The organism is Pannonibacter sp. SL95, assembly GCF_026672425.1.
Lineage (GTDB): Bacteria > Pseudomonadota > Alphaproteobacteria > Rhizobiales > Stappiaceae > Pannonibacter.
Genome location: NZ_JAPPRC010000005.1, coordinates 297,560 through 321,656, shown reverse-complemented (window position 1 = coordinate 321,656; position 24,097 = coordinate 297,560). Strand labels below are relative to the sequence as shown.

The window sequence follows — 24,097 nt, the reverse complement described above, 5'->3', positions numbered from 1 at the left end:
GGATACGACGGGTAACGGGTAGGGCGTTGTTTCCGTGAGGTAAAAATCAGATGATATTTATTTGCCCTGATAATAGTAACAGTGCAGTTGCTCCAGGTTTTGTGGGGAAGCCGGCGTCGTCTGACGACCGTCAGATGCTTCCCCGGCCTGGCGCTGCATCGATGAGACTGCGCGTATAGGCATCTTTCGGTGCCAGCAGCACCGCCTCGGCCGGACCCTTCTCGACGATTCGCCCCTTGTGCATGACCACGATCTCGTCGCTGATCTGGGCGGCGACGCGCAGGTCGTGGGTGATGAACAGGATGCCGAGGTTCAGCTTCTCCTGTAGCGACTTGAGGAGCTCCAGCACCTGGGCCTGCACCGAGACATCGAGCGCCGAGACGCTCTCGTCGGCAATCAGCACCTCCGGGTGCATTGCCAGTGCCCGGGCAATGCCAACCCTCTGCCGCTGACCACCGGAAAAGGCTGCCGGGCGGCGGTGGTAGGCGGACTTCTGCAGGCCGACGAGGTCAAGCAGGTCTTCCGCCCGCCGTATGGCTTCGGCCCGGCTGGCACCGGACAGGATCGCCGCGCGGGCAATCATCTCGCCAACGGTCCGCCGCGGATTGAGCGAACCGACCGGGTCCTGGAACACCATCTGGATCAGCCGCCGCTTCTGGCGCAGTGCCCCGCCTTTCAGCGCGAGGAAGGGCGTGCCGGACACGGAGATCGCGCCGCCGGTCGGGTCAATGAGACGGATCGCGGCCTTGGCGAGCGTCGACTTGCCCGAGCCGCTCTCGCCGACGATGGAGACGACCTCGCCCCGGCGCAAGGTGAGGGAGATGTCGTTCAGCGCCTTCGTGCGGCCGTAGTGGTGCTCGAGGTTGCTGATCTCCAGCACCGGCTCGGCCGTGCGCGCGGCGCGCGGGGCCCGCGGCGTCAGGCTCGGAACGGCGGCGATCAGGGCCCGGGTGTAGTCATGCGCCGGCTGCGTCAGCACCTGCTGGGCGGTGCCGATCTCGACGATCTCGCCGCCGCGCATGACCGCGATGCGGTCGGCAATGTCGGCGACGACGCCGAAGTCATGGGTGATGAACAGGATGCCGTGGCCGTGGCTGTCCTTCAGCTCGCGGATGAGCTTCAGCACCTGCGCCTGGGTGGTGACATCAAGCGCCGTGGTCGGCTCGTCGGCGATGAGCACCTTGGGATCCAGCGCCAGCGCCATGGCAATGACGACGCGCTGGCACTGGCCGCCGGAGAGTTCATGCGGATAGGAGGCGAGGATCCGGTCCGGGTCGGGCAGATGCATGGCCTCGACCAGCGCGCGAGTGCGGGCGCGGCGGGCCTCGGCGGCCAGATCCGTATGCAGGACGAACATTTCCTCGATCTGCTCGCCCACCGTCAGCGCCGGGTTGAGCGCCGACATGGGTTCCTGGAAGATCATGGCGATGTCGCGGCCGCGGATGCGCGTCAGTTCGCGCTCACTGGCAAGGGCGAGATCCTTGCCCTGCAACAGGATCCGGCCGCTTTCGATGGCGAGCCCCTTCGGCACGGCGCCCATCAGGGCCGCCGACAGGACCGACTTGCCCGAGCCGCTCTCGCCGACGACGCAGAGGATCTCGCGCGGGAACAGGTCCAGGCTTGCGCCCTTCACCGCATGGCGGCGGTCAGCGCCGCGCGGCAGGGCCACGGTCAGCCCGTCAATGGTCAGGATCGCCGTGTCGGAGGAGGGGGTCTGTGTCGTCATGCGCCGCGCCCCTTGGCTTCGGAGAGTTCCTTGAGACCGTCGGCCAGCAGGCTGAGGCCCAGCATCAGCGAGGAAATGGCAATGCAGGGGAAGATCACGAGATGGGGGAAGGCGATGGCCATGGCCTTGCCCTCGTTGACCATGGTGCCCCAGTCCGGCGTCGGGGGCGGCAGGCCAAGGCCGAGGAACCCGAGGGTGCCGATGGTGATGGCGGTGTAGCCAAGACGCAGGCAGAAATCGACGGCAAGTGGCCCGGTGGCATTGGGCAGGATGTCGACCAGCATGATGCGCAGCGACCCTTCCCCTTGCGTGCGGGCGACCTGGACGAAATCGCGGGTGGCGATGTCGATGGTGAGTGCGCGCACGATGCGGAAAATGGCCGGGGCGCTGGAGAACACCACCGCCAGGATGATGTTCAGCGGCGAGGCGCCGATCACCACGATGATGACGATGTAGAGCACCAGCACGGGGAAGGAGAGCACCACGTTGGCGAGGAACGACAGGGCGGCATCGACGCGGCCGCGCAGGTAGCCGGCCGAGAGCCCGAGCGCGATGCCGACCGCATAGGCGGAGAGCGTCGCAAGCGTCGAATAGAGCACAACGGTGCGCGCGCCGTAGATGAGGCGGGAGAGGATGTCGCGGCCAAGCATGTCGGTGCCGAGCCAGAGTGTTCCGCCGCCGGGCGCCGGCGTCAACGGCCGGGCGAGCGGCAGGATCGTCTTCAGCGGATCGAAGGGGGCAAGCAACGGCGCAAACAGCGCCAGCACCAGCCACAGGAGCGTGACGGCACCGCCGACCGCCACCAGCGGATGGGTGAGATAGGGACGGACGAGACGGATCATGCGGCGTCTCCCTTGGCAGGCTTGGGCGCTCCGAGCAGGTTGACGCGCGGATTGAGGAGGCCGTAGGCGAGGTCGGACAGGATCTGGGTGGTGACCACCACTAGCACGGAGACCATGGCGCAGGCCTCGATCAGGTAGATGTCGGAGTTGATCGCGGCCTCGTAGAGCAGGGTGCCGAAACCCTTGTAGGCATAGAACACTTCGACCACGATGACGCCGGACAGGAGCCACGGCACCTGCAGCAGGATGACGGTGATCGGCGTGATCAGCGCGTTGCGCAGGGCGTGACGGAAGACGATGCGCGGCAGGCTCGCGCCCTTCAGCCGCGCCGTGCGGATGTAGGGCGTCGCCATCACCTCGGCCATCGAGGCGCGGGTGATGCGGGCGAGATAGCCGGTGGAATAGAGCGCCAGCACCAGCACCGGCAGCACCAGTTCCTTCAGCGAGAAGCCGCCGATCATGGTGCTGGCACCGGGCAGGAGCCCCAGCCAGAAGACGAAGACGATCGACAGGAACACCGCGCTCGCGAAGTCCGGGATCGAGGTGGTGACCACCGAGAGGACCGAGACCACGCGGTCCGTGAGCGAGCCGGGCCGCATGCCGGCGAGGACGCCGAGGCCAAGGCCGAAGGGCACGATCAGCGACAACGCACCGAGCGCCAGCCAGGCGGTTGCGGCAAGCCGGTCGGGGATCAGGTCAGTGATCGGCGCGCGGTAATAGGTCGACATGCCCCAGTCACCGCTGACGAAGCTCACCAGCCAGTCGAAATAGCGCCAGAGGAACGGGGCATTGTAGCCGTTGGCCTCGAGCCAGGCCGCCCGCTGCTCGGCGGTGGAGAATTGCCCCAGCACCTTCACCGCAACGTCGTCCACATTCACCTCGAGGGCGAGGAAGACGAGCAGGGAGACCGCCAGCATGGTCGCCAGCGCCTGGCCGGCCTTGCGCAGGATGAACAGGATGAGGGGCATGGGATCTCCGTTGCGCGCGGGGCAAGCCGCGTGCGGTGAACTGTCAGTCAGTGTGTCAGGCTATTGGCAGCCTTGCGGGGCCGCAAGTTCTGTCGCCGCACAGGTGCGTGCAGGGGCGACCAGGCTCAGCCCCTCCCCACAGTTTGGGGGGAGGGGAACCGATGCGGCCAATCAGGCCTTGGCGAGCCAGACGCCGTCCATACGGAAGTAGTCCGCCGGATGCAGCACGAAGCCGCGCACGTTCTTGCCGGCGGCGCTGAAGCGGGCCGGCCAGTAGGCCTGAACCATCACGGCCTGATCGCGCAGGATGGTCTGGGCGGTCTGCATGGCGGCCTTGCGGGCCTCCGGATCGACGGTGCCCATGGCCTTGTCGAGAGCGGCGTCGAAGGCCGGATCGGCAAAGTGGCTCTCGTTCCAGGCCGCGCCCGAGCGGTAAGCGAGATCAAGGGTCATGGAGCCGAGCGGACGGTGCGCCCAGTAGGTGGCACCAAAGGGCACCTTGTCCCACACCGGCCAGTACTGGGCGGCGGGCAGTACGTTGAGCTTCAGGCGGATGCCGGCCTCAGCAAGGTTCTGCTGCAGCACCTGGGCGGTGTCCTGTTCCCAGCGGCCTTGCGTGTTGCCAAGGGTCAGCTCGATGTCGATGCCATTCGGATAGCCGGCTTCTGCCAGAAGGGCCTTGGCCTTGGCGACGTCCCGGGCGACGGGCTCGAGCGCGAAGTGGTCCGGCTGGATCGGCGAGACGTGGTAGTTGCCACCGATCTGGCCCTCACCGCGGTAGACAACGTCAAGCATCTGCTTGTTGTCGGCGGCGAGCTGCACGGCCTTGCGGACGCGGATGTCGTCGAAGGGCTTGGCGTCGACCTGCATGCGCATGACCAGCGTATGGGCAGCGCTGCCGGTCAGGATCTGGATGTTCGGCAGCGACTTCATCAGGTCGTATTCGGCGATGGTCGCACGGTAGATGAGGTCAACCTGGTTGCTGGCCAGCGCCGCCAGATGGGTGGCGATGTCGGTGCCGAGGTCGATGTACTGGATCTCGTCCAGATGCGCCGGCGTGCCCCAGTAGTCGGCGCGCTTGGCAAAGGTCGCCTGACGGCCGACCTCGAAGGAGACGAGCTTGAACGGACCGGTGCCGATCGGGTTGGCCGGCCAGTTTGCGCCGGACTTGTCGAAGTCGCGATGCACGATGGCGCAGGTGTAGGAATAGAGCTGCTCGGGCAGCGATGCGACCGGACGCGACAGGGTGAAGCGGACCGAATGCGGGCCGGTCTTTTCAACCAGCTTGATCGCCTCGAAGGCGGTCTTGTTGGAGGACTTGCTGTCCGGCGACGTCCAGCGCTGGATGTTGGCGATCACGTCTTCCGGCGCGAAGGCATCGCCGTTCGACCACTTTGCGCGCTCGTCCAGCTCGAAATCCCAGACGGTGAGATCGGCCGACGGGGTCCAGCTCTTGGCCAGGTACGGATGCACGATGTTGTCGGCATCGACGTAGGTCAGGTACTCGAGGCTGTTGCGGTAGAGGTTGGAAGCTTCGATCCAGCTGGTCAGCGCCGGGTCGGTGATTTCCTGGATGGCGCAGCCGAAGCGCAGCTTGCCACCGGCAACCGGGGTCTCGGCACGGGCCGGGGCCGGAATGAAGCCGGCGAAGGCCGAGGCCGAGGCGGCCGTGACGCCGAGCCAGGTCATGGAGCGCAGGAAGCTGCGGCGGTCGATCCGGCCAGCGGTCAGCTGGTCGCACAGGCTTTCGACCTGCGGGTGGGCCGGCTTGCCGGACGTGGTTTCGATCTTGCTCTTTTCCGTCATTCGTTTTCCTCCCAGTCGGCATCGTCCACATGGCGCGATGCGTCGGCGGTCACGGGGCATCAGTTGCCTCGGCAATTCCTTAGCCGAGAATTATGTCAACTGCACCCGCGCTCCCACGCGTTTCCGGATCCTCCATCCGGATGTCCCGGCGTTTGTCGCCGGAACCGCTGCGCCCGTTTCCCTGCGGGCGCAGCGTTGTCTCTGCGCTGTCCGTGCTTCAGCCAGTCAGGCCGCCAAAAAGCACGTACTTGGTCTCCAGATATTCCTCGAGGCCATGGCGTGAGCCTTCGCGGCCGAGGCCCGACTGCTTGACGCCGCCGAAGGGGGCGACCTCGGTCGAGATCACGCCTTCGTTGATGCCGACCATGCCGGCCTCAAGTGCCCGCGCCACGCGCCAGGCGCGCTTCAGATCATTTGTAAAGAAATAGGCGGAAAGGCCTGTTTCACTGGCGTTTGCCAGGCTGATGGCCTCGTCCTCGCTGTGGAAGCGGAACAGGCCGGCGACCGGGCCGAAGGTCTCCTCGCTGGCCAGTGCCCAGTCCGTCGTCGCCCCCGTCAGCACGGTCGGCTCGAAGAACAGGCCGCCCTTGCCATGCGGCTTGCCGCCGGTGATCGCCGTGCCGCCCTTGGCAAGAGCGTCTTCCACATGGCGGGCCACCTTGGCATAGCCGCCGGCGTTGATGAGCGGACCCTGGGCGACGCCGTCTTCCTCGCCGTTGCCCACCTTCATGGCCGCAACCGCCTTGGCCAGCGCCTCGGCATAGCGGTCGTAGATGGCATCCTCGACCAGGATGCGGTTGGCACAGACGCAGGTCTGGCCGGTGTTGCGGAACTTCGAGGCGATGGTGCCGCGCACGGCGACGTTAATGTCGGCATCGGCAAAGACGATCAGCGGGGCATTGCCGCCGAGCTCCAGGCTGATGCGTTTCACGGTGTCGGCGCTCTGGCGCATCAGCAGCTTGCCGGTGGCGGTGGAGCCGGTGAAGGAGAGTTTGCGCACCACGGGGCTGGCCATCAGCGGGCCGACGGCCTGCGGCGCCTTCAGCGTCGGCAGCACGTTGACGACACCGGCCGGCACGCCAGCCTCAATGCCGAGCTTGGCCAGCGCGAGGGCGCAGAGCGGCGTGTCCTCGGCCGGCTTGATGATGATCGAGCAGCCGGCGGCGAGCGCCGGTCCAACCTTGCGGGTGATCATGGCATAGGGGAAGTTCCAGGGCGTGATGGCTGCCACCACCCCGACCGGCTCCTTCAGCACGACGATCTCCGCGTCCGCCCGGTGCGAGGGCACCACCTCGCCATAGGCGCGGCGGGCCTCCTCGGCAAACCAGGTGAGGAAGCTGGCCGCATAAACGACCTCGCCGCGGGCCTCGCTGAGCGGCTTGCCCTGTTCGCGGGTGAGCAGCAGGGCAAGGTCGTCCTGATGCGCGAGCATCAGCTCGCCCCAGCGGCGCAGCACCTTGCCGCGCTCTGCCGCCGTCACCTTGCGCCAGGACTGGAACGCTGCCTCGGCCGCGACGATGGCCGCCTCCGCATCGCTCGCCCCGCAGTCGGCCACTTGCGCAATCACAGCGCCCGTGGCGGGATTGCGCACGTCGAAGCGGGCACCGTCCGCCGCCGGGCGGAACTGGCCACCGATGAAGGCGAGGTCAGTGAGAAGGGGAAGATCGCGGGCGAGGCTGTCCATCAACGGGCTCCAGGCGTGTAGAACGGATTGGAAACGGTTCTCAGACCCTCGGCCAGAGCCTCTCGGCTCGGCCAGCCAGGCGTAAGCGCCCGTTTCGCGGCCATGTAGAGTGCCTCATTGTTGTTGGCAAAGACAGCGTCTGCATCGTCAGCCGAGGGATTGACCCACACGGCCGCAATCGCCAGCCAGTCGTCCTCTGCTTCGGCCGGCAGCACGCCGTCCAGAAGCGCCCGCGTCATGCCGGCGGCAACGCCGGCCTGGGCCGGGCCCCAGGTCATGGTCTCATGGGTGCCGGGCACCAGCACCGCCTTGGCGATGAACAGGGTCACCGGCTTCACCGGCAGGTTCGGCTTGAGGATGGTCTGGAACGGCAGGTGGCCAGGACCGGGGCTGGCTGCGGCGGTTGCCAGCGCACCGGCGATGGGACCGGCCTTCGGCCCGATGTAGAGGTTGATATGGGCGGCGTTGGGGCCGGCGCCCTCGAAGCCTTCACCGATGTAGAGCATGGTCTGAACCTGTCCTGAGAGTATGCGGATCACGCCTTCGGCGCGGCGGGGGCGGCAGCTGCGCTCGCCACGCTCAAGGCGCGGGGGCGGCGGACCGGATTGTAGTCGTTGATCATGTCACGCGGCCGGTAGGGCTCTTCCAGGTAGGCGCGCTCCTCTGCCGAGAAGCTGATCGACAGCGCTGCGATGGCGTCGCGTACCTGGTCGGGATGGTCGGCGCCGAAGATCGGCACGGTCGAATTGCCGGTCGACAGCACCCAGGCCTGGGCGACCTGCGACGGCGACAGGCCGCGCTGCTTCGCCAGATTGACCACGCGCGCAGCGATCTCCCGGTCGATTTCATCACCAAAGAAATCAAGGAACGGATCGAATTCCTTGCGGGCCGCCGAGCCGCCGCCGACGAGATAGCCGCGGGCCAGCGGCGAGAAGGTGGTGACCGCGATGCCCTCGGACTGGCAGTAGGGCATCATTTCGCGCTCTTCCTCGCGGTAGAGCAGGGAATACTGGCACTGCATGTTGACGAAGCGCGTCCAGCCGTTCTTCTCGGCAACCGCGTTCATCTTGGCAAACTGCCAAGCGTACATGGTCGAGGCGCCGATGTAGCGGGCCTTGCCGGAGCGCACGATGTCGTTCAGCGCGCACATGGTCTCCTCGATCGGCGTGTCCGGATCGAAGGCATGGACGATGTAGAGGTCGACGTAGTCGGTGCCCATGCGCTGCAGCGAGCGGTCGATGGAGCGGAACAGGTGCTTGCGCGACAGGCCCTGATCATTGGCATCCGCGCTCATCGGATAGAAGGCCTTGGTGGCCAACACCAGATTGTCGCGATGGGTGAGTTTGGTCAGCGTGCCGGCGACGACCTCCTCGTTGACGCCGGTCGAGTACCAGTCAGCCATGTCATAGAAGGTGATACCGGCATCAAGGGCTGCCTTCAGGATCGGCACCGACTTGTCCGCGTCCAGAACCCAGCCCTTCCAGGCTGATGAACCGATACCCATGGTGCCCATGCACAGCCGCGAGGTCTTCAGCCCCGTGGCGCCAAACCTGATGTAATCCACGTCGTTCCTCCCGTCCCGGCGCCAGCTCTGCCGGGCTGTTGATGGCATCATGGAAAAACGGGAGGCGCACTGACAAATGGTGATTTTAGATGCAAGCATCAGGAAAACGCATGCTGCAACGCATTTGACTGCTGGCATGATGCGCCCGGCCCTCAGGGCCGCAAACCTGTGCTTCTGGGGGATATGATGCGCCGAATGCCAAGCCTGGCCGCCATGCGCGTGTTCGAGACTGTTGGCCTGACAGGCAGCTTCACCCGCGCGGCCGAGCGGCTCAACCTGACGCAGAGCGCCGTCAGCCGGCAGGTGAAGATCCTCGAAGACCAGCTCGGCGAGCCGTTGCTGATCCGCCATCACCACCGGCTGGAACTGACGCCCGCCGGCCACATGCTGCTCAATGCGCTGGGCCGGGCGTTTCACGAGGTCGAGCTGGCGCTGCGCGGCATCGAGGAGGAGAGCAACGCCCATCGTCTCAGGGTCAATGCCCCGCCAACCCTCTCCAAGCGCTGGCTGGTGCCGCGGCTCAATGATCTGCGCCGCGCCTGTCCGGACATCGACATCAGCCTGACGACGGACCTGTCCGATTCTCTTGCCGAAAGCAGTCTGCTGGATTGTGCCATCCGGTTCGGTGACGGCGAGTGGCCGGCGTTCAATTCGGTGCATCTGATGACCGAACGCCACGTCGCGGTCTGCGCGCCGTCGCTGATCGCCGGCCTCAGCAAGGACGAAACGATGGACCTGACACGTTTCACGTTCCTGCATGTGCTGGCCAGTTCCGACCAGCGCTATCTGACCTGGCGCCACTGGCTCAATGCGGCAGGACTTGAGGAAGTCGACACCAGCGGTGGTCTCGAGTTTGACCTGCTCGATACCGCCATCGAGGCGGCGGTCTGCGGCCTTGGCATCACGGTTGCCGACCGGCACATGGTTGCCCGCGAGCTTGCCGATGGGCGTCTGGTGCAGATACTGGATGTCGAAGTGGATGGTCACGAATCCTATTGGCTTGTGACCCGTCAGGAGAAGAAGCCTCCCCGCATGCTGGCCGCCTTCTGCGCCTGGCTGACGGGCCAGTGCGCCGGCGAATTGCGGCCGGGGCAGGGGGCGTGAGCACAGCGCAAGTTTGACGAGGGGACTGATGCAAAGCTGCCGGATCGTACGTTGGGGTGAAGCACGCGCGATGCCGTGGAAGAACGGCGGCGGCGTGACCCATGAAATCGCGGTTTCCCCGCCGGATGCTTCGCTGGAAGACTTCGTTTGGCGGCTTTCGATGGCCGAGGTGGCGGCGGATGGTCCTTTCTCCAGCTTTGCCGGAATTGACCGTACGCTGGCGCTGATGTCCGGAGCCGGGATTGAGCTCGAATTTGCCGATGGTCACACGGCGCGGGTTGATCCGCTCCAGGCCCCGTGCAGTTTTGATGGCGCGGTGGGCTGTTTCGGCCGGTTGATCGATAGGCCCATCCTTGACCTGAACATCATGACCCGGCGCGACCGGATGACGCACCGGCTGACGGTTTTGGAACTGGCTCCCGGACAGGACACGCTCCTGTCCGCACCGGCGGCAATCATCGGCCATACCGGCCATGTTCATGTCACAGCAGCGGCAGGTTCTTTTGTGCTGGGGGCGAGGGACGTGCTGCTGGACGACACATCAGCATCCGGACCGAGTGCGCCGGTAACCTGCCGCGCCTCCGGAACCGGCACGAGCCTGGCCTTGGTTCTCCATCTTCAACCGGTAAAATGAAACGAAACGGCAACACTGCGCCGAAATCCACCCGGGAATTGCCGGTCAGGGCGAGCTTGTAATTTTGCGCTTTGGCTATTGCGGGTGTATACGGAGGGCTTGGGATTGTGATGAGCCGGTGAATTGCCATTTGCCGGACACAAAACTGTCTCAACTCGTCGCTATGTGCCGCGACTGACTGTCGGTTCGCAGGCCCCATCCGTTTGACATGCGGATGTCCGATTGGCGTCGTGTCTGGGACATGACCGGGCGCGGTGTTGCGCCCGGACTGCATTGAGAGGAAGAACAGGTTAGATGAAGAAGCGGACGCCCCTCGGGATCGCATTGGCGAAGTTCCGGACCATCATCGGAACCACCGTCGTATTCAGTTTCTTCATCAACCTGCTGATGTTCATCGGCCCGCTCTACATGCTGCAGGTCTATGACCGCGTGCTGCAGAGCCGGAACGAGACGACGCTGCTGATGCTGACGCTGATCGCCTGCGGCATGCTGGTGGTCTATGGCGTGCTTGAATATGTACGCTCGCGCATGTTGGTGCGCGCCGGCATGCAGTTCGATGAACTGCTGGCGAGCCCGCTGTTCAACCGGGTGCTGAAGGGCACGCTTGCCAACCCGGGCCAGAACACCCAGTACGCGCTGGGCGACATCGACAAGCTGCGTGAGTTTCTCACTGGCAACGGCCTTCTTGCGCTGCTTGACGCGCCCTGGGTGCCGATCTTCCTGGTCGTCTGCTTCGTCTTCGATCCGCTGCTTGGATATGTGTCGCTTGGCGGCGCGGTGGCGATCTTCGTTCTGGCCCTCGCCAACGAGATCCTGACCCACAACGCGCTGCGCGATGCCGGCATTGCCTCGCAGACCGCCAATCACTTCGCCACCAGCTCGCTGCAGAACGCCGAAGTCATCCGTGCGCTGGGCATGGAAGGCGCGCTTCGCGACCGCTGGAACGACCGCCACCGCGACATGCTGGTGCTGCAGGCCAAGGCCAGCGACCGCGCCGGCGTCGTGATGACCGCTTCCAAGTTCGTCCGCATGGTGCTGCAGGTCTTCATCCTTGGTGCCGGTGCCTATCTGGTTCTGGAAGGCCAGGTATCGCCGGGCATCATGATCGCGGCTTCGATCATGATGGGCCGCGCGCTGCAGCCGGTTGAAATGGCTGTCGGCCACTGGAAGCAGGTCGTCGGAGCCCGCACCGCCTATGCGCGCCTGACCCGTCTGTTCGAACAATTCCCCGATGACTCCGACAAGACCGATCTGCCGGCTCCCTCGGGTGCCCTGGCCGTCGAGGGCCTTGTCTCGCTGATCCCGGGTACCCGCAACCAGGTTCTGACCGGCGTGACCTTTGCGCTGGAAGCTGGCGAGATCCTCGCCGTCATCGGCCCCTCGGGCGCTGGCAAGTCGTCGCTGGTGCGTCACCTCGTGGGCGTCTGGACGCCGCTGGCCGGTGCCGTGCGCATCGACGGTGCCGAGCTGCAGCACTGGGACCCGGAAAAGCTCGCGGATTACATTGGCTATCTGCCGCAGGACGTCGAGCTGTTCTCCGGTTCGATTGCCGAGAACATTGCGCGCTTCAAGACCGGCATGGATGACGAAGTCGTGGCTGCAGCCAAGATGGCCGGCGTGCATGACATGATCCTGAACCTGAAGGACGGCTACGACACCCAGATCGGCGACGGTGGCCGTCACCTCTCCGGTGGTCAGCGCCAGCGCATTGGCCTTGCCCGCGCCCTGTTCGGTCAGCCGAAACTGGTCGTGCTTGATGAGCCGAATTCCAACCTCGACACCGATGGTGAAGAGGCGCTGATGCAGGCGATCCGTTCGCTCAAGGAAAACGACTCGACTGTCATTTTCGTCAGCCACAAGGCCAATCTTCTGGCCCTGTCCGAGAAGGTGCTGGTCCTCAACAATGGCAAGGTGCAGGCTTTCGGCCCGACGGCTCAACTGATGGGCCCGGGCGTGAAGCCCAAGGTGGTTGACCCGCGCGCCCAGGGCGCAGCCTGACAGAACGCAGGCGTTGCCACGGGGCATCGCCTGCATCGCTCCCCCCGCCGTCGGCGCGCGACCGCGTCGCCGGGGAAGGAATGGAAGACCCATGGCAGACGACAAGATCGACAAGAAGTTCAGCACCCGGCCCTTCGTGATCGCCGGCTATCTTACCATCCTGATGTCCTTCGGCGCCTTCGGCGGCTGGGCCATGACGGCTCCGCTCGACAGCGCCATTATCGCCCATGGCGTGCTCTCGGTCGAAAGCTCGCGCAAGGTCGTCCAGCATCTTGAAGGTGGCATCGTTCGTGAAATTCTCGTCAAGGACGGCGACCGGGTGAAGAAGGATCAGGTCCTCGTTCGCCTCAGCCCGGTCCAGGCGCAGGCCAACGTTTCGATGATCCGCACCCGTCTGGAAATCTCCCGTGCCGAGGAGGCCCGTCTTCTGGCGGAGCGTTCCAATGCAGACGAAGTGTCGTTCCCGGAAGACCTACTCGCCTCCGATGATCCGCGCGTGAAGTTCGCCCTGCAGGGCCAGCGCAACCTGTTCACGGACCGCGTTTCGGTGCGCAACAGCCAGATCAAGATCCTTGAGTCCAAGATCGAACAGCTGAAGCAGCAGGCCGCCGGTCTGGAACTGCAGCGCGATTCCGCCAAGACGGAAGTCCGGCTGATCGAGGACGAAGTTGGCCGCCTCAAGGATGGTGAAGGCAAGGGCGTCGTCTCTGCCAACCGCCTTTCGGCGTTCCAGCGTGAAGCCGCCCAGCTCGAAGGCTCCTACGGCCGCCTGATCACCGAAATCGCCCGTGTCAACGAGGGCATCGGTGAGACCCAGCTGGAAATCGTCCGCATCCGCCAGAGCTTCGCTGAACGCGCCGCGACCGAACTGAAGGAAGTGCGCCAGCAGGTCTCGGATCTCGAAGAACGCAATGTGGTGGCAGCCGATATTCTCGAGCGCACCGACATCCGGTCCGAAGAAGACGGCGTGGTGCAGAACCTTGCAGTTCACACCATTGGCGGTGTCATTCGTCCGGGTGATCCGATGATGGAAATCGTTCCGAGCAATGATCGGATCGTCATCAATGCCCAGGTTCGCCCGCTGGACATCGACTCCATCCACGCTGGCCTCAAGGCCGAGGTAAAGCTCTCGGCCTTTGCCAACCGCTATCTGCCGACCCTGTTCGGCGAAGTCGAATACATCTCGCCGGACGTCATCGAGCGTCGCGGCACCAATGCCGAGCCGTTCTATCTGGCGCGAGTGATCGTTCCGGAAGCCAGCATCCCGGAAGAAATGCTGTCAAAGCTCGCCCCTGGCATGCCGGCGGAAGTCGTGGTTCCGACGGGTGAGCGCACCATGGCCGAGTACCTGATCTCGCCGCTGCGCGATGCCGTGCGCAACAGCATGCGGGAAGAATAAGCCCCGCAGTCGCGACAAATGCAAAAGGCCCGGACCAATGGTCCGGGCCTTTTTTCTTTCGCTTTGGCGCGGCGCCGCGCGCCGACTTACAGGACCTGGCCGTAAAGGCTCGAAAGCCGTTCCCGGTAGGCATCAGCAGAGAATTTCTGCGCCTGGGCCAGACCACGTTGGCGCAGCTCCTTGCGCAGGTCATCATCGGCGTCGAGCTTGCGCAGTCCGTCGCGAATGCTTTCCACGCTGATCGGATCCACCGTCACGGCCGCATCGCCTGCCACCTCGACCAGCGACGACGTGTTGGAGGTCAGAACCGGCGTACCCAGCGCCATTGCTTCCAGCACGGGCAGGCCAAAGCCCTCGTAGAGCGAGGGGAACGTCACGGCCCTTGCGCCCTTGATCAGGCTGACCAGGAACTCATAGGGCAGGTAGCCCACATGCGCGATGCCGGTGTTGTCCGCCCGGCGCGGGTTGTCGGCGATCAGCTGCAGCTCGACCTTGTTCAGCCAGCCGCCCGACGAGACGATGACCAGCGGCCGCCGAACGCGTGACGACAGATAGGCCTCGATCAGCCGGCGCACGTTCTTCTTCGGCTCGATCGCCCCGAAGAACAGGAAATAGCCATCCGGATCCAGATTGAAGATACCCGTCACCTCGTCCTCGACATGGGCGCGCGGCTTGTCGATGGCGCTCTTGGGCAGATCGATCGCCTGATAGGTGTTGGTGACGCGGTTTTCCGGAACGCCGAGCACCTTGATGATGTCCTGGCGGGAATGCTCCGACACGGTGACGATATGATCCGCCGTGCGTCCGATCTCCTTCAGCAGCGCATAGGAGTTCTTGCGGTTCTCCATCGTCGCGTAGGGCATGATCAGCGGCACAAGGTCATGCAGCGTATAGAGGTTGGCGGCGCCCTTCACCTTGGCCGGCAGCTGGAAGGTGAAGTGGGCCGCGTCAGGTTTGCTGTCGAAGCTGATCGGATACAACTTGCCATGGGCGGAGAAGTAGCGGCCACCGATCGAATAAAGATTGCGGGCGATGTAGCGATGATCGGTATGCATCATCCGCGCGCGGATCGGCTCCTCGAACAGGAAGCTCGAATCCGGCAGCTTGATTGCCTTGGCGCTTTTCCAGGGATTGGACCAAGCCTCGATCATGTTGCGCACATGGTCAAGCTTGGTCAGGCGCTTTTCCTTGTCCTCGAACAGGATCGCCTTGGCCAGTTCCAGGTTTTTCGGAATGTCGCCCTGATAGTCATAGATCAGTTCGCTCTGATAGCCGAGCTGGGTTGCCGTGCGGATGAGGGCACGGGCATAGGTCGCGACACCCGTGCCCTTGGGCAGCACAATGTTGTAGGTGTCAAAGAGGATCCGGCCCTTGCTGCCGTTGACTGTGGCCATGTCCATGTCAGGTTCCTGTGCTGAAGTCGGCAAGCCCGCCGGTCTGGCGGCGCTGGTCTTCGAGAATGTCCGCGACCAGCTGGTCAAGCGAGCGGGTAGGGCGCCAGCCGGTTTCCGATATCAGGCGCCCGGGATCGATATCGACCCTCGGAATGTCGGACGGTCTGAGCCGCGCCGGGTCGAGTTGAACATCAATTGCGGCGCTGGTCTGTGCCAGCATCCGGTCCAGAACGGCGCGGATGGGGACCGGCTGGCCGCTGGCGATGGAGTAGACCCGGTGCGCCAGATCACCTGCACGCGACAGCAGCGCCACTTCCGCGTCGATCACATCGTCCACATGCAGGAAATCCCGCTCGGCGTCGAGGTTGCCCACATGGAGCACGGGCGGTTCTAGCCCTGCTTCAATCCGCGCGATCTGCCGGGCAAAGGACGGAAGCACGAACTGCGCCGCCTGGCCTGCGCCGCTGTGATTGGTCATCCGGGCAATGATCAGCCGCACGCTGGAGGGCAGCGTGTCGAGGAGCATGTCCTCGGCCGCCCGTTTTGATCTTGCATAGGGGTTCTGCGGCGCGGTCGCGGAGGCCTCGTCAAGCCGCCCGCTCCGGAACGCCAGGCCATAGACCTCGACCGTCGAGGCAAACAGCAGGGTCGCATCTGGAACATGCCGCGCGATGGCCTCCGCCAGCCGGGCAGTGCCGTCGAAATTGACAGCCCATGTCCGCGAAGCGCCAGCAGACAGCGAGACGGCGACAGAGGATTGTGCTGCAAGGTGGATGATGTGATCCGGCCGTGTCTCTTCGATGATCGAGTCGATCGCACCGGCGCTGGCAAGATCACAGGCGCACGCGGCAAAGCCCTGCGGCACGGCGCGCAGCTGGTCACTGCCCGCGGGGCCGAACACGGCGACATGTCCGGCTGCCGGATCGAGCATCCCGGCAAGGCGGGGCAACAGATGCCGGGCGGCAAAGCCACCGGCCCCCGTCACCAGCACCCGTCCAGTGAGGCTTGCCTCTGTGCGCATGAAGGTCGGCTTGTCCCGTCGCAGTTGATCCGTCCAGAGGCGTTATAGTCAGCCTGTCTGGCGCTGTCATGGGGAAGTGTACGGCGGCGCTCCCCGGCGCGTCAGTGTAGATTGATCCTTTGGCCGCTGGCCTGCGGTCTGCGGACTTCGAGCATCCACTCTGGCCAAACGGTCATGGACCAGCCGGCGGTTTCATAGGCTGCAAGGACAATGGCCAGCCACTGCCGCAGTTCGGTTGCCAGGAATGGCACCTGAACCTTCCGCGCCTCGTCGCCTTCGCCGTCCTTGAACACCAGCCGCATCGCGTCTTCTGCGGTGACGATGTCGATGCTCCGCGTCAGAAAGGCATCCGCCGGCGAGGTCGGGGCAACGGGCGCCTGGGCTTCGTGGGAGGCAACAGCGGATTCCTGCGCCATGGTCTGGCGCAGGTCAGCCATCGGCTGTCCGGCCGTCTGCCCCTCAAGCCACGCAACAAGCCTCGGCACAAGCACCCGCATCATCCGGGCCGTGAGCCAGACCGTCACCCGCTGTCCCGCTTCGCTTTCACCGCGCAGGCACAGCCGATCCTCTTCGACCATATAGTCAGTGGTCAGGCGTGTCAGCGCGAGGGCCTCGGTGGCCATGGACGGATCTCCTGCGACAGGCAGAATCGGCGGGCAAGGATCAGATGCCGAACCGGCTCCAGTCGATGCTGTCGTTGTCGGTGGTCGGCATCTCGATCAACGGCTGCACCGCCGCCGCCATCCGCGCTTCGGCTTCCGCGCGAGCGTCGGAGAACGAAGCCAGCGTTTGAAGATGCTGCATGGACAGCATCTGGCAGAACGCCAGAGGCAGGGCGCCTGCCTGGCGCAGATCCTCAAAGTCAGCAGCGGGCAAGGCGTTGAGCGCGGTTTCGTCGACCTTGAAGAGGCCCGACAGCTCTTGTCGACCGGCCTTGGTTTCCACAATCGCTTCCCAGGGAACGATCAGGCCCTTCTCGGCCAGGGCCCGCACGGCCCTTTCTGTCCGGATACGGCTCCGGTCGAGGTCGATCAGGAAATTGAGCACGCGCGAGACATCCTCGGTCGGGCCACCTTCCGGGGTGAAGAACGCAGTTCCTTCCGCCGCCTCGGTCAGTTGATCGCTCATTTCATCGAAGCAGAGGACCTGTTGCCCGTCTTCCATGGTCGCAAGATGGAACGGATAGCCGCGATACACAGCAGGCACGTAGGGCGTGATCCAGCTGTTGTCCTGCGCCAGGATCAGGTTCTTGCCGGGCGTGATCCCAAGAAGAACATAGGGAGCGTAGTTGTCCCCCTGCGCCAGCAGGGCGATCGGGAAGTGCATCATGGCACGTGGCAGCTCGGCGCCAACGACCGGTGCAATCGTGTCGGAAGCCGTGAAGCCGAAGCCAGAACGACGACGCCACCCTTTGGTGCCATGACGTTCGCGGCTGATCACGTGAAAATTCGGCATGTAGGGCGTCCTCGTCATGCTGCAAACTCGAGCGGGAGGCCGCACTTTACTCATCCTGTCCGGAAGGTCCAGCCCCCCGGACAGGTTCGCGGGAGATTGACCTCAGATCACATCGAGTGCCTTGAGCACCGGCAAGGTGTTGGTATTGAAGTAGTCGGCAAACGACTGCAGCTCGGCGATGTTGTCTTCGTTGCTCTCAAGGGTGTTGCCGTCTTTGACCAGCTTTTGTCCCTGTGCGTTGAGCACTGCCCAGGCGAACTCCACCCATTCGGCGGGCTGCTTGCGTCCCTTCGTATAGGCGAGCAGGAACAGTTGCTGGAAGCGATTGATGTGAACACCGCCACCGGTGACGGGGGAGGCCAGCACGTTGACGTCGCCCGAACCGCGCGATCGATCCAGGAGATAGGCGTTCAGCTTCTGCGTGGCTTTGCGCGCCTTTGCAGTCACGGCCGGTTCCTGCGCCGGCGCGGCGTGGTTCGTACCGGTCAGGATCAATGCGGCCTGAGCGATCTGGCCAAGTGTAATACCCTTGGGAGCCAAGGCCTGTTCAATTTCGCCGAGGCTGCGCGCCTTGCCGTCGGCCAGGAGATCGAGCAGAGGGCCGTAGATACTGGCGGTCAGCTCAGCTTCCCCCAATACACCGGTGACTTTCATCGGGATCGCGTCCCGACGCGTCGTCAGCACAATCCGATGCGTCCGCAGCGCTTCCGTCTTGTCAACGGCCGACAGCGTACGTGGGCCCTTGACCCAGTAGTCGCGTCGGAACTGCTGGTTGACCATGAAGTCCCGAAGGGTTTCGCGAAACACCGGATCGGCTGCCTCACGGATGACCTTCAGCTGCTCGGCATTGACATGGATGCTGTCAACGGCGTCGATCAGGTGCGCGGAAGCCGCAAACGACATTTTCGACGGGGCAAGCCAGTCGGCCATGTCCGCGAAATACATTGGATGCCAATCGCGGTTGAAATACTCATGCGCCAGGTAGTTTCTGTTCTGGGTCTTGAGCTTGTTGAAGCGCTCGACGGCCTGTGGATTTGCCGCCGCAAAGGCAGGCTTGCTGGCCAGCACCTTGTCGACAAATCCAAGGGCGCTCTCGACGCGCGCGCTCGTTCCAGCGCCCGATGAGCCCATCTGTTGCGCATGAACCGCCATCAGGTGGCGCAATGGCGCGCCATTCGCCCAACCGGGCAGGGTGTTGTAGCTGACATACAAAACACCGCCGACTTTCAGCTTGCGGCGAACGAAATCCGCAATGATCTGGCGGTTGTCGTCGGAGATCCACGACCAGATGCCATGCAGCGAAATGAAATCGAAGTCGGGAAGGTCGGGCCGATTGCAGAAGTCTGCAAACGCTTCATCCGTCAGATGGACATCGGCGCCACTTGCCCGTCCGAGATCAAGCGCATTGCTGGCCTGCGAGGGATTGAAGTCCGTGCCATGCCATCCCGTCTGGCTCGCTGCGGCGTGAACGTTGATGCTGACGCCCTGCCCAAAGCCAAGCTCGCAGGCAGTCTCAATTCTCGGTGCTGCCAGCCCTGCGTAATTGAGCGCCAGAGCTGCGCGCAGCGGGTTCAGTTCGAAATAGTATCCATGCGTATAACCAATGTCCGCAACATATCCTGCGGTCCAATCTCCCGACGACGTCGATGCCATAGCTTTGAAATCCCATCTGGTATGATGGCGGGATCAAATCAGGCGCTCGTGCGACTGGCAAGGATTTCCTTCGCGTGAACAACGGGATAATCAGGATGAATAAATCGGCAGACGGGAACGGTCGCGGAACCGCTCGTCAATCCAGCTCCAGATGCGCCATCGACAGGATCTGGCATTGCGCCAGGGCAAAGGCATCCGTTTCACGCAGCTTTTGAACCACGTCGGGGCGCAACGCTGCAAGTGCCTCAGGCGCAACGACGAAGAGCTGAGGCAAACGCCGTTCGGCATCTAAAGCTGATAGTTCTGCAGCTGGCCGCAGCACGTTGGCCCGCCCAAGTGCCGCACCGGCCTGCGTAAGGTGGGGGCGGTCCTGCGCCAGGCGAACGACCGCAGCGCTGATTTCTTCGAGGGCCGAAGATGGTTGCCCATCAGCGCTGAAGAGCGGATCGCCCGAGGTGACCTGGCAGTCCCTGCTGGCCTCGTCCACCGCCAGAACAAAGGTCCCGCCGGTGTCCTGTGCCGCAGCAAAAGCGCCGTAGGTCTCCGCAGCGGGGACAAAGGCTGGCCGCTGAAGCAGCGTCAGCAGCGAGTGTTGAAGAGGCTGCTCAAGTCCGAGGATGGCCACCGGGCGCGGGGTGCCATCCTCCAGTGTGAAGGCAAATGGAACGGTGAGGATCGCGTCAGCGACCTCAAACAGCGCCAGCGGGCTGGCCCGCAGTCCTCGTTTGACGGCAAGCGACTGCCAGCGCAGCCCGGCGTGATCGGCGGGCGACAGGCGGCGCCACTGCCGGATGCCGGACCAGGCCGATCCATCCGGCTCGAGAGGAACAACCAATCCGTCGGTGACGTCCCGTGCGGGGGCAAATGGCCTGGTCTGCCCCCGTCCAAGGAGCTGACGATTGAACATGTGCACCTGATTGGCTGCACTTTCCTGGTGTTTGCGCGAAAGATGCCATCGCTTGTCGCGTCCCTCCCGGCAAACCTGCAGCGCAGCCCTGCGCCCGGCCTCCGGGGAGGCTGGAAGTTTCGTCTGCCGGCTGCGCAGGAGTGCGCAGACATGCTCGAACAGGTCTGCGCGAATGGCCTGATCAGAGAGAACGTCTTCGCTGGCAGAAAACTGGTCTTTGCAGGAGAGACTGATCATGTAACGGGTCGGATCCCTGAACATGACGATGCCGCCGGTTGAGACATGGATCAGGGGGCAAAAGGGGGCCAGTTCCGGCAAGACATGGTTCGGAAAGACGCTGTGCTTCCAGTAGCGCCGGGCAATCTGCGCAAAATGGCGAAAGTCCTCGATGGCCCGGAAATTCGCCGCCGCGAAGGGCAAAATCTCGACCTTCGGCTTGGTCAATGTGACGGTATCATTGGAGACATCGACATACAGCGTGCCGATCTGGAAGGCGTTCTGGAAAAACGTGCCGCGCAGATCGCCCCAGACTTGCCGGATCTTGCCGCCGGCCGAGCGAAATGCCCGAAAGGCCGCAAGCCCGAGTGCAGCCTCGCCGCTCAGACGGAGCTTGTCAGGAGCCAGCAGAAGTCTCTCGGCCGCTTGGGTGATTTCAAGGCACTGACCGAGAGGATAGATCTTGCCATTGGACACTGGCTGTGCGGCTTGCAGAGGACCGTCAACCTTTGCGCGGACCGCAAGGAAGAAAGCCATCAGATGACCGAGTACAGGCAGAAGATGCGTCTCCGTCAACTCCGCTTGCAACGTATCAACCTGATCAAGCGGCTGAAGGGGCAGGGAGGTCCGCAACGACGACATGGGCTCGCTTCGGTCCGTCATTGAGCGTCCGCCTGTGCTGATCCTCCTGCCCGAACGGCAAGTGTCCTTGAAATACTGTGTCCTCTCATTTGGCCCAATCAGGCAGCCGGTTTAAACGCCTGCGCATTCGGTTCCAGGTGACGTGCCGAGCTGGAACCGCCCTGCGCCTGGGCAGCAGGCAAGGATCCTGATCACGCCCCGAGCGTCAGCAGATTGATGCTCGTGCCGCTGATCGTGGCCGTGGAGAGGTCGTAGAGACCCACCAGCTTGACGACGCCATCGGTGCCGTCGGTGAAGGTGGTGTTGGCGCTGCGGTCCTGGACGAGATAGGTGTCGCCGCCGAACTGGAACCAGACCACCCGGTTGGCTGCCCCATTGGTGGCCGCATCGAGCAGGTCCGCATAGGTGGGCGCGCCGCCTGCCGTGATCGCCGCCGTCTGGAAGGACGCCGTTCCGGATATGAACTGGATCTTGTCACCTGCGTTCATGCCGGTGATCGAGGAGAAGATCGTTCCGTTCGTGTTTGCGGCCGTCAGGATGACCGTATCGGTGCCCGTGCCGACGTCGATGGTGTCGGCCCCGAGACCGGGGGTGATGGTGTCATTCCCTGCGCCGGCATTAATCGTGTCTGCCTTCGCGCTACCAGTGATCGTGTCGTTGCCTGCAGCAGTCTCTATCGTGACCGAAGCGGTTGCCGCTGCCGCATTAAACGTATTATTGCCGGCGCCCCCCTTGATCGTGGCTGCGGTGGTCAGGGCTCCGGTCGTCCAGCTGACGTTGCCAAGGGTCACGCCGGAGGCATCGAATGAGGTCAGTGCCGTGCCGGTGAAAGAGCTCAGGTTCAAGCCGGCATCGCCGCTGACGGTCACCGTCCTGGCTGCATCCGCAGTCAGCTTTGCGGTGTGCTGGATGGCGGACGGCGTGGCGGATGTGTTGTCGGTCAGGAAATTGATCGTCTCGACGTCTTGCGCATTGACCCGGTCGATACCGCGGGCACCGCTGCTCGTGATCAGCACATTCAGCACGTCTGTCGTGTTGGTGGCGGCATCCGTCATGTTGACGGTGGTTGGTGAGGAGTTGCTGGTGCGGTGCTCGAGCGTGGCGCCCGACGCAACACCGTTGAGGTTAACGTTATTACCGATGGTGTTCGTGGTCGTGAACCGGGTCAGGCCGTTCGGATCGGCGTTGACCGTCAGGGCTTTGGTGATCGAGCCGGTGACGAGGATCTCGGTGACGGCATTGGCACCACCCGAGTTCAGGTTGCTGAGACTGATCGTGCCTGCTGCGCTGGACAAGCCGGCGAACTCGAGCACCTCGAAGTTCTTGACCACGCTGGCAAAGGTCGTGCCGCTGGTGGCCGAGATGATGTTGTCGGCGCCGATGACCAGCGTGTCTTTTCCCGCTCCTGCGTCGATCGAGCCGCCGGCACCGAGCGCGGATACGTTCAGTATCAGCCGGTCGTCACCCGCGCCCAGCGTCACGGTGGTCTCCGTGGCCCAGGCTCTGACAGTGTCTGCGCCGCTTCCGCCGGCAAAGGCCACGCCGTTTCCAAGCGCCGTCGACACGTTCACGCCAGCCGTGTTGGTCGATGTGATGGTTCCGTTTGTCGCAAGGCCCGCAAATGATAGCGCGAGGGTCTTGTCGCCGGCCAGCGTCAGGGAGGTGTAGCTGCTGCCGTTCACGGTAACACCGGAGGATGCCGAACCGGTCGTCGTCACGCTGATGGCAGTCGCCGTGCTGTCGGTGATCGTGCCGCCCTTCATGTTGTCGAGCCTGATGTCCAGGGTCCGGGTGCCGGCGGCTGCGGTGACGGTGACGTTCTGGTTCGAGTTCGCCAGCGTCAGGGTCGTCAGCGCGTCGGACTGGATCGTCGAGGCGGAGCTGTAGCCGTCAAGGCTGACGGAGCTGAGCTTGTCGCCGCCGGCGGCGGCGCGGTCGTTGATCAAAACCCAGGTGCCGCCCGTGACGGTGAGGGCAGCGACATTGCCACCCGTGTCGACGGCAATCGCCGCCTTGGTCCCGCTCTGGGTGAGCTTGACCGTCTGCAGGCCGGTCCAGTTGCGGACGTCTGCGGTCACCGCGTTCTGGCTGGACTCCAGCTCCAGCGTCTCGACGTTCTTGACCGCAGCGACCGTCGACAGGGTCATTGTGCCCAAGGTGTTGGCCAGCCTGAACGTGTCAGTGCCAGCGCCACCATCGATGCTGTCAACGTCGCTGAAGGTCTGGTTGATGGTGCCGTCAGCAATGCCGTTGACGGTGTCGGCGGCGTTGCCGCCGGCAATGGCATCGGCCCCTGTCGTCAGGGTGTAGGTGACCGGCTGGTCCTGTACCGGCGTCGGCTCCGGGGTCTTCGGCGTCTCCACCGGCGCGGGCGGCAGCGGCGTGTCCGCGACGGCCTGCTTGATCTCGGTGACGCGCGGGGCAGACGTCTTCTGGAACTCGGCCGAGTTGGAGAAGCCGATCAGGATCTGCGTCATCGGCTGGCCGGTCGCCTTCCAGGCGTCGATCTCGCCCTGCGAGGGGATGCGGCCAAGGACATTCTGGTAGAGCGACTGCAGCACCGCGTCGCTCACCTTGTTGTTGCCGTGACGGTTCATCCATTCGGTCGAGTTGACGAAGCCGAGCGCCACCTTCGAGAGCGCCGTCGGATCCTCGCGCAGCAGGTTGGTCCAGCCGTTGAGACCGACCGGATCGGGCGCGCGGCCGAAGGCGGCCTGGTAGATACGGATGATCTGGTCGACGAAGGTCGTCGCCTCGGGGCTCGCCGCAATCGTGTCACGCACCTGCAGCAGCGACATCTGGCCGGACGAGACAACGGCCGACCAATGTGTCAGCTCGCCCGAGGACGGCCGGCGCTGCAGGATGTTGACGAAATACTGGGTGATCACTTCCGTCGGCGCCATTGGTACCCGCTAATCAAGTTTACCATACTGAGATCGTTTCCATAGCGGGCGCGGGCACACCATGGCAAGGTGAATATGTGTCTGAAATCCTGACTTATTTGTGTCGAGGCAAGTGCTGTTTGTTTGTCTGGGCACCTGCTCTTCGGGGCGTGTTGGACCTGATAGGCCTACGCAGCTCATG

18 protein-coding genes are annotated in these 24,097 nt (G+C 64.0%); 4 read left to right on the top strand and 14 right to left on the bottom strand.

The window, feature by feature from the left end:
• Nucleotides 1–130: 130 nt before the first annotated feature.
• The 7 genes from OVA12_RS16430 to OVA12_RS16400 all read right to left on the bottom strand — a co-directional run bounded on the left by OVA12_RS16430 (nt 131) and on the right by OVA12_RS16400 (nt 8,590).
• The gene (locus tag OVA12_RS16430) at nt 131–1,726 is read right to left on the bottom strand and encodes a dipeptide ABC transporter ATP-binding protein (RefSeq protein WP_268139215.1); all 1,596 of its coding nucleotides are present in this window, start codon (nt 1,724–1,726) and stop codon (nt 131–133) included.
• Nucleotides 1,723–2,568, bottom strand: a complete 846-nt coding sequence (locus OVA12_RS16425) for an ABC transporter permease (RefSeq protein WP_268139213.1) — start codon at nt 2,566–2,568, stop codon at nt 1,723–1,725. Before OVA12_RS16425 ends, OVA12_RS16430 begins: the two co-directional genes overlap by 4 nt.
• A complete protein-coding gene (locus OVA12_RS16420) occupies nt 2,565–3,536 on the bottom strand; it encodes an ABC transporter permease (protein WP_268139211.1) in 972 nt (323 codons plus the stop codon). Before OVA12_RS16420 ends, OVA12_RS16425 begins: the two co-directional genes overlap by 4 nt.
• Before the next feature lie 171 nt (nt 3,537–3,707).
• Nucleotides 3,708–5,342 (bottom strand): ABC transporter substrate-binding protein, encoded by a 1,635-nt coding sequence (locus OVA12_RS16415; protein WP_268139209.1) that lies wholly within the window; start codon nt 5,340–5,342, stop codon nt 3,708–3,710.
• 217 nt (nt 5,343–5,559) lie between these two features.
• Nucleotides 5,560–7,026: an NAD-dependent succinate-semialdehyde dehydrogenase gene (locus OVA12_RS16410; protein ID WP_268139207.1), complete on the bottom strand. Its 1,467-nt coding sequence runs from the start codon at nt 7,024–7,026 to the stop codon at nt 5,560–5,562.
• Nucleotides 7,026–7,532 (bottom strand): formaldehyde-activating enzyme, encoded by a 507-nt coding sequence (locus tag OVA12_RS16405; protein ID WP_106753378.1) that lies wholly within the window; start codon nt 7,530–7,532, stop codon nt 7,026–7,028. The genes OVA12_RS16410 and OVA12_RS16405 overlap by 1 nt, the downstream gene beginning before the upstream one ends.
• Nucleotides 7,533–7,561: 29 nt before the next feature.
• The gene (locus OVA12_RS16400; RefSeq protein WP_268139205.1) at nt 7,562–8,590 is read right to left on the bottom strand and encodes an aldo/keto reductase; all 1,029 of its coding nucleotides are present in this window, start codon (nt 8,588–8,590) and stop codon (nt 7,562–7,564) included.
• Nucleotides 8,591–8,785: 195 nt separating this feature from the next.
• Here OVA12_RS16400 and OVA12_RS16395 point away from each other — a divergent pair, with 195 nt between their 5' ends.
• The 4 genes from OVA12_RS16395 (at nt 8,786) to OVA12_RS16380 (ending at nt 13,725) form a co-directional block, all read left to right on the top strand.
• Nucleotides 8,786–9,694, top strand: a complete 909-nt coding sequence (locus OVA12_RS16395) for a LysR substrate-binding domain-containing protein (RefSeq protein WP_268139203.1) — start codon at nt 8,786–8,788, stop codon at nt 9,692–9,694.
• 70 nt (nt 9,695–9,764) lie between these two features.
• Nucleotides 9,765–10,328 carry a HutD/Ves family protein gene (locus OVA12_RS16390; protein WP_268139201.1) on the top strand — a complete coding sequence of 188 codons (564 nt, stop codon included), beginning with the start codon at nt 9,765–9,767 and terminating at the stop codon, nt 10,326–10,328.
• 294 nt (nt 10,329–10,622) lie between these two features.
• Nucleotides 10,623–12,326 (top strand): type I secretion system permease/ATPase, encoded by a 1,704-nt coding sequence (locus OVA12_RS16385; protein ID WP_268139199.1) that lies wholly within the window; start codon nt 10,623–10,625, stop codon nt 12,324–12,326.
• Between the two features lie 91 nt (nt 12,327–12,417).
• Nucleotides 12,418–13,725, top strand: a complete 1,308-nt coding sequence (locus OVA12_RS16380) for an HlyD family type I secretion periplasmic adaptor subunit (protein ID WP_268139197.1) — start codon at nt 12,418–12,420, stop codon at nt 13,723–13,725.
• Nucleotides 13,726–13,811: 86 nt separating this feature from the next.
• On the opposite strand, the gene OVA12_RS16375 is transcribed toward OVA12_RS16380, so the two are convergent.
• The 7 genes from OVA12_RS16375 to OVA12_RS16345 all read right to left on the bottom strand — a co-directional run bounded on the left by OVA12_RS16375 (nt 13,812) and on the right by OVA12_RS16345 (nt 23,916).
• The gene (locus OVA12_RS16375) at nt 13,812–15,125 is read right to left on the bottom strand and encodes a glycosyltransferase family 4 protein (protein WP_268139195.1); all 1,314 of its coding nucleotides are present in this window, start codon (nt 15,123–15,125) and stop codon (nt 13,812–13,814) included.
• Nucleotide 15,126: 1 nt separating this feature from the next.
• Nucleotides 15,127–16,140, bottom strand: coding sequence for a GDP-mannose 4,6-dehydratase (locus OVA12_RS16370; protein WP_268139193.1), 1,014 nt, complete (start codon nt 16,138–16,140; stop codon nt 15,127–15,129).
• A 101-nt stretch (nt 16,141–16,241) separates the two neighbouring features.
• On the bottom strand, nt 16,242–16,763 hold the full coding sequence (locus OVA12_RS16365) for a hypothetical protein (protein WP_268139191.1): 522 nt from the start codon (nt 16,761–16,763) through the stop codon (nt 16,242–16,244).
• Nucleotides 16,764–16,803: 40 nt separating this feature from the next.
• On the bottom strand, nt 16,804–17,595 hold the full coding sequence (locus OVA12_RS16360) for a SapC family protein (protein WP_268139189.1): 792 nt from the start codon (nt 17,593–17,595) through the stop codon (nt 16,804–16,806).
• Between the two features lie 102 nt (nt 17,596–17,697).
• Nucleotides 17,698–19,248, bottom strand: a complete 1,551-nt coding sequence (locus OVA12_RS16355) for a methyltransferase regulatory domain-containing protein (RefSeq protein WP_268139187.1) — start codon at nt 19,246–19,248, stop codon at nt 17,698–17,700.
• 136 nt (nt 19,249–19,384) lie between these two features.
• Nucleotides 19,385–20,908, bottom strand: coding sequence for a SapC family protein (locus OVA12_RS16350; protein WP_268139185.1), 1,524 nt, complete (start codon nt 20,906–20,908; stop codon nt 19,385–19,387).
• Between the two features lie 296 nt (nt 20,909–21,204).
• On the bottom strand, nt 21,205–23,916 hold the full coding sequence (locus OVA12_RS16345) for a DUF4214 domain-containing protein (protein WP_268139183.1): 2,712 nt from the start codon (nt 23,914–23,916) through the stop codon (nt 21,205–21,207).
• Nucleotides 23,917–24,097 lie beyond the last annotated feature (181 nt).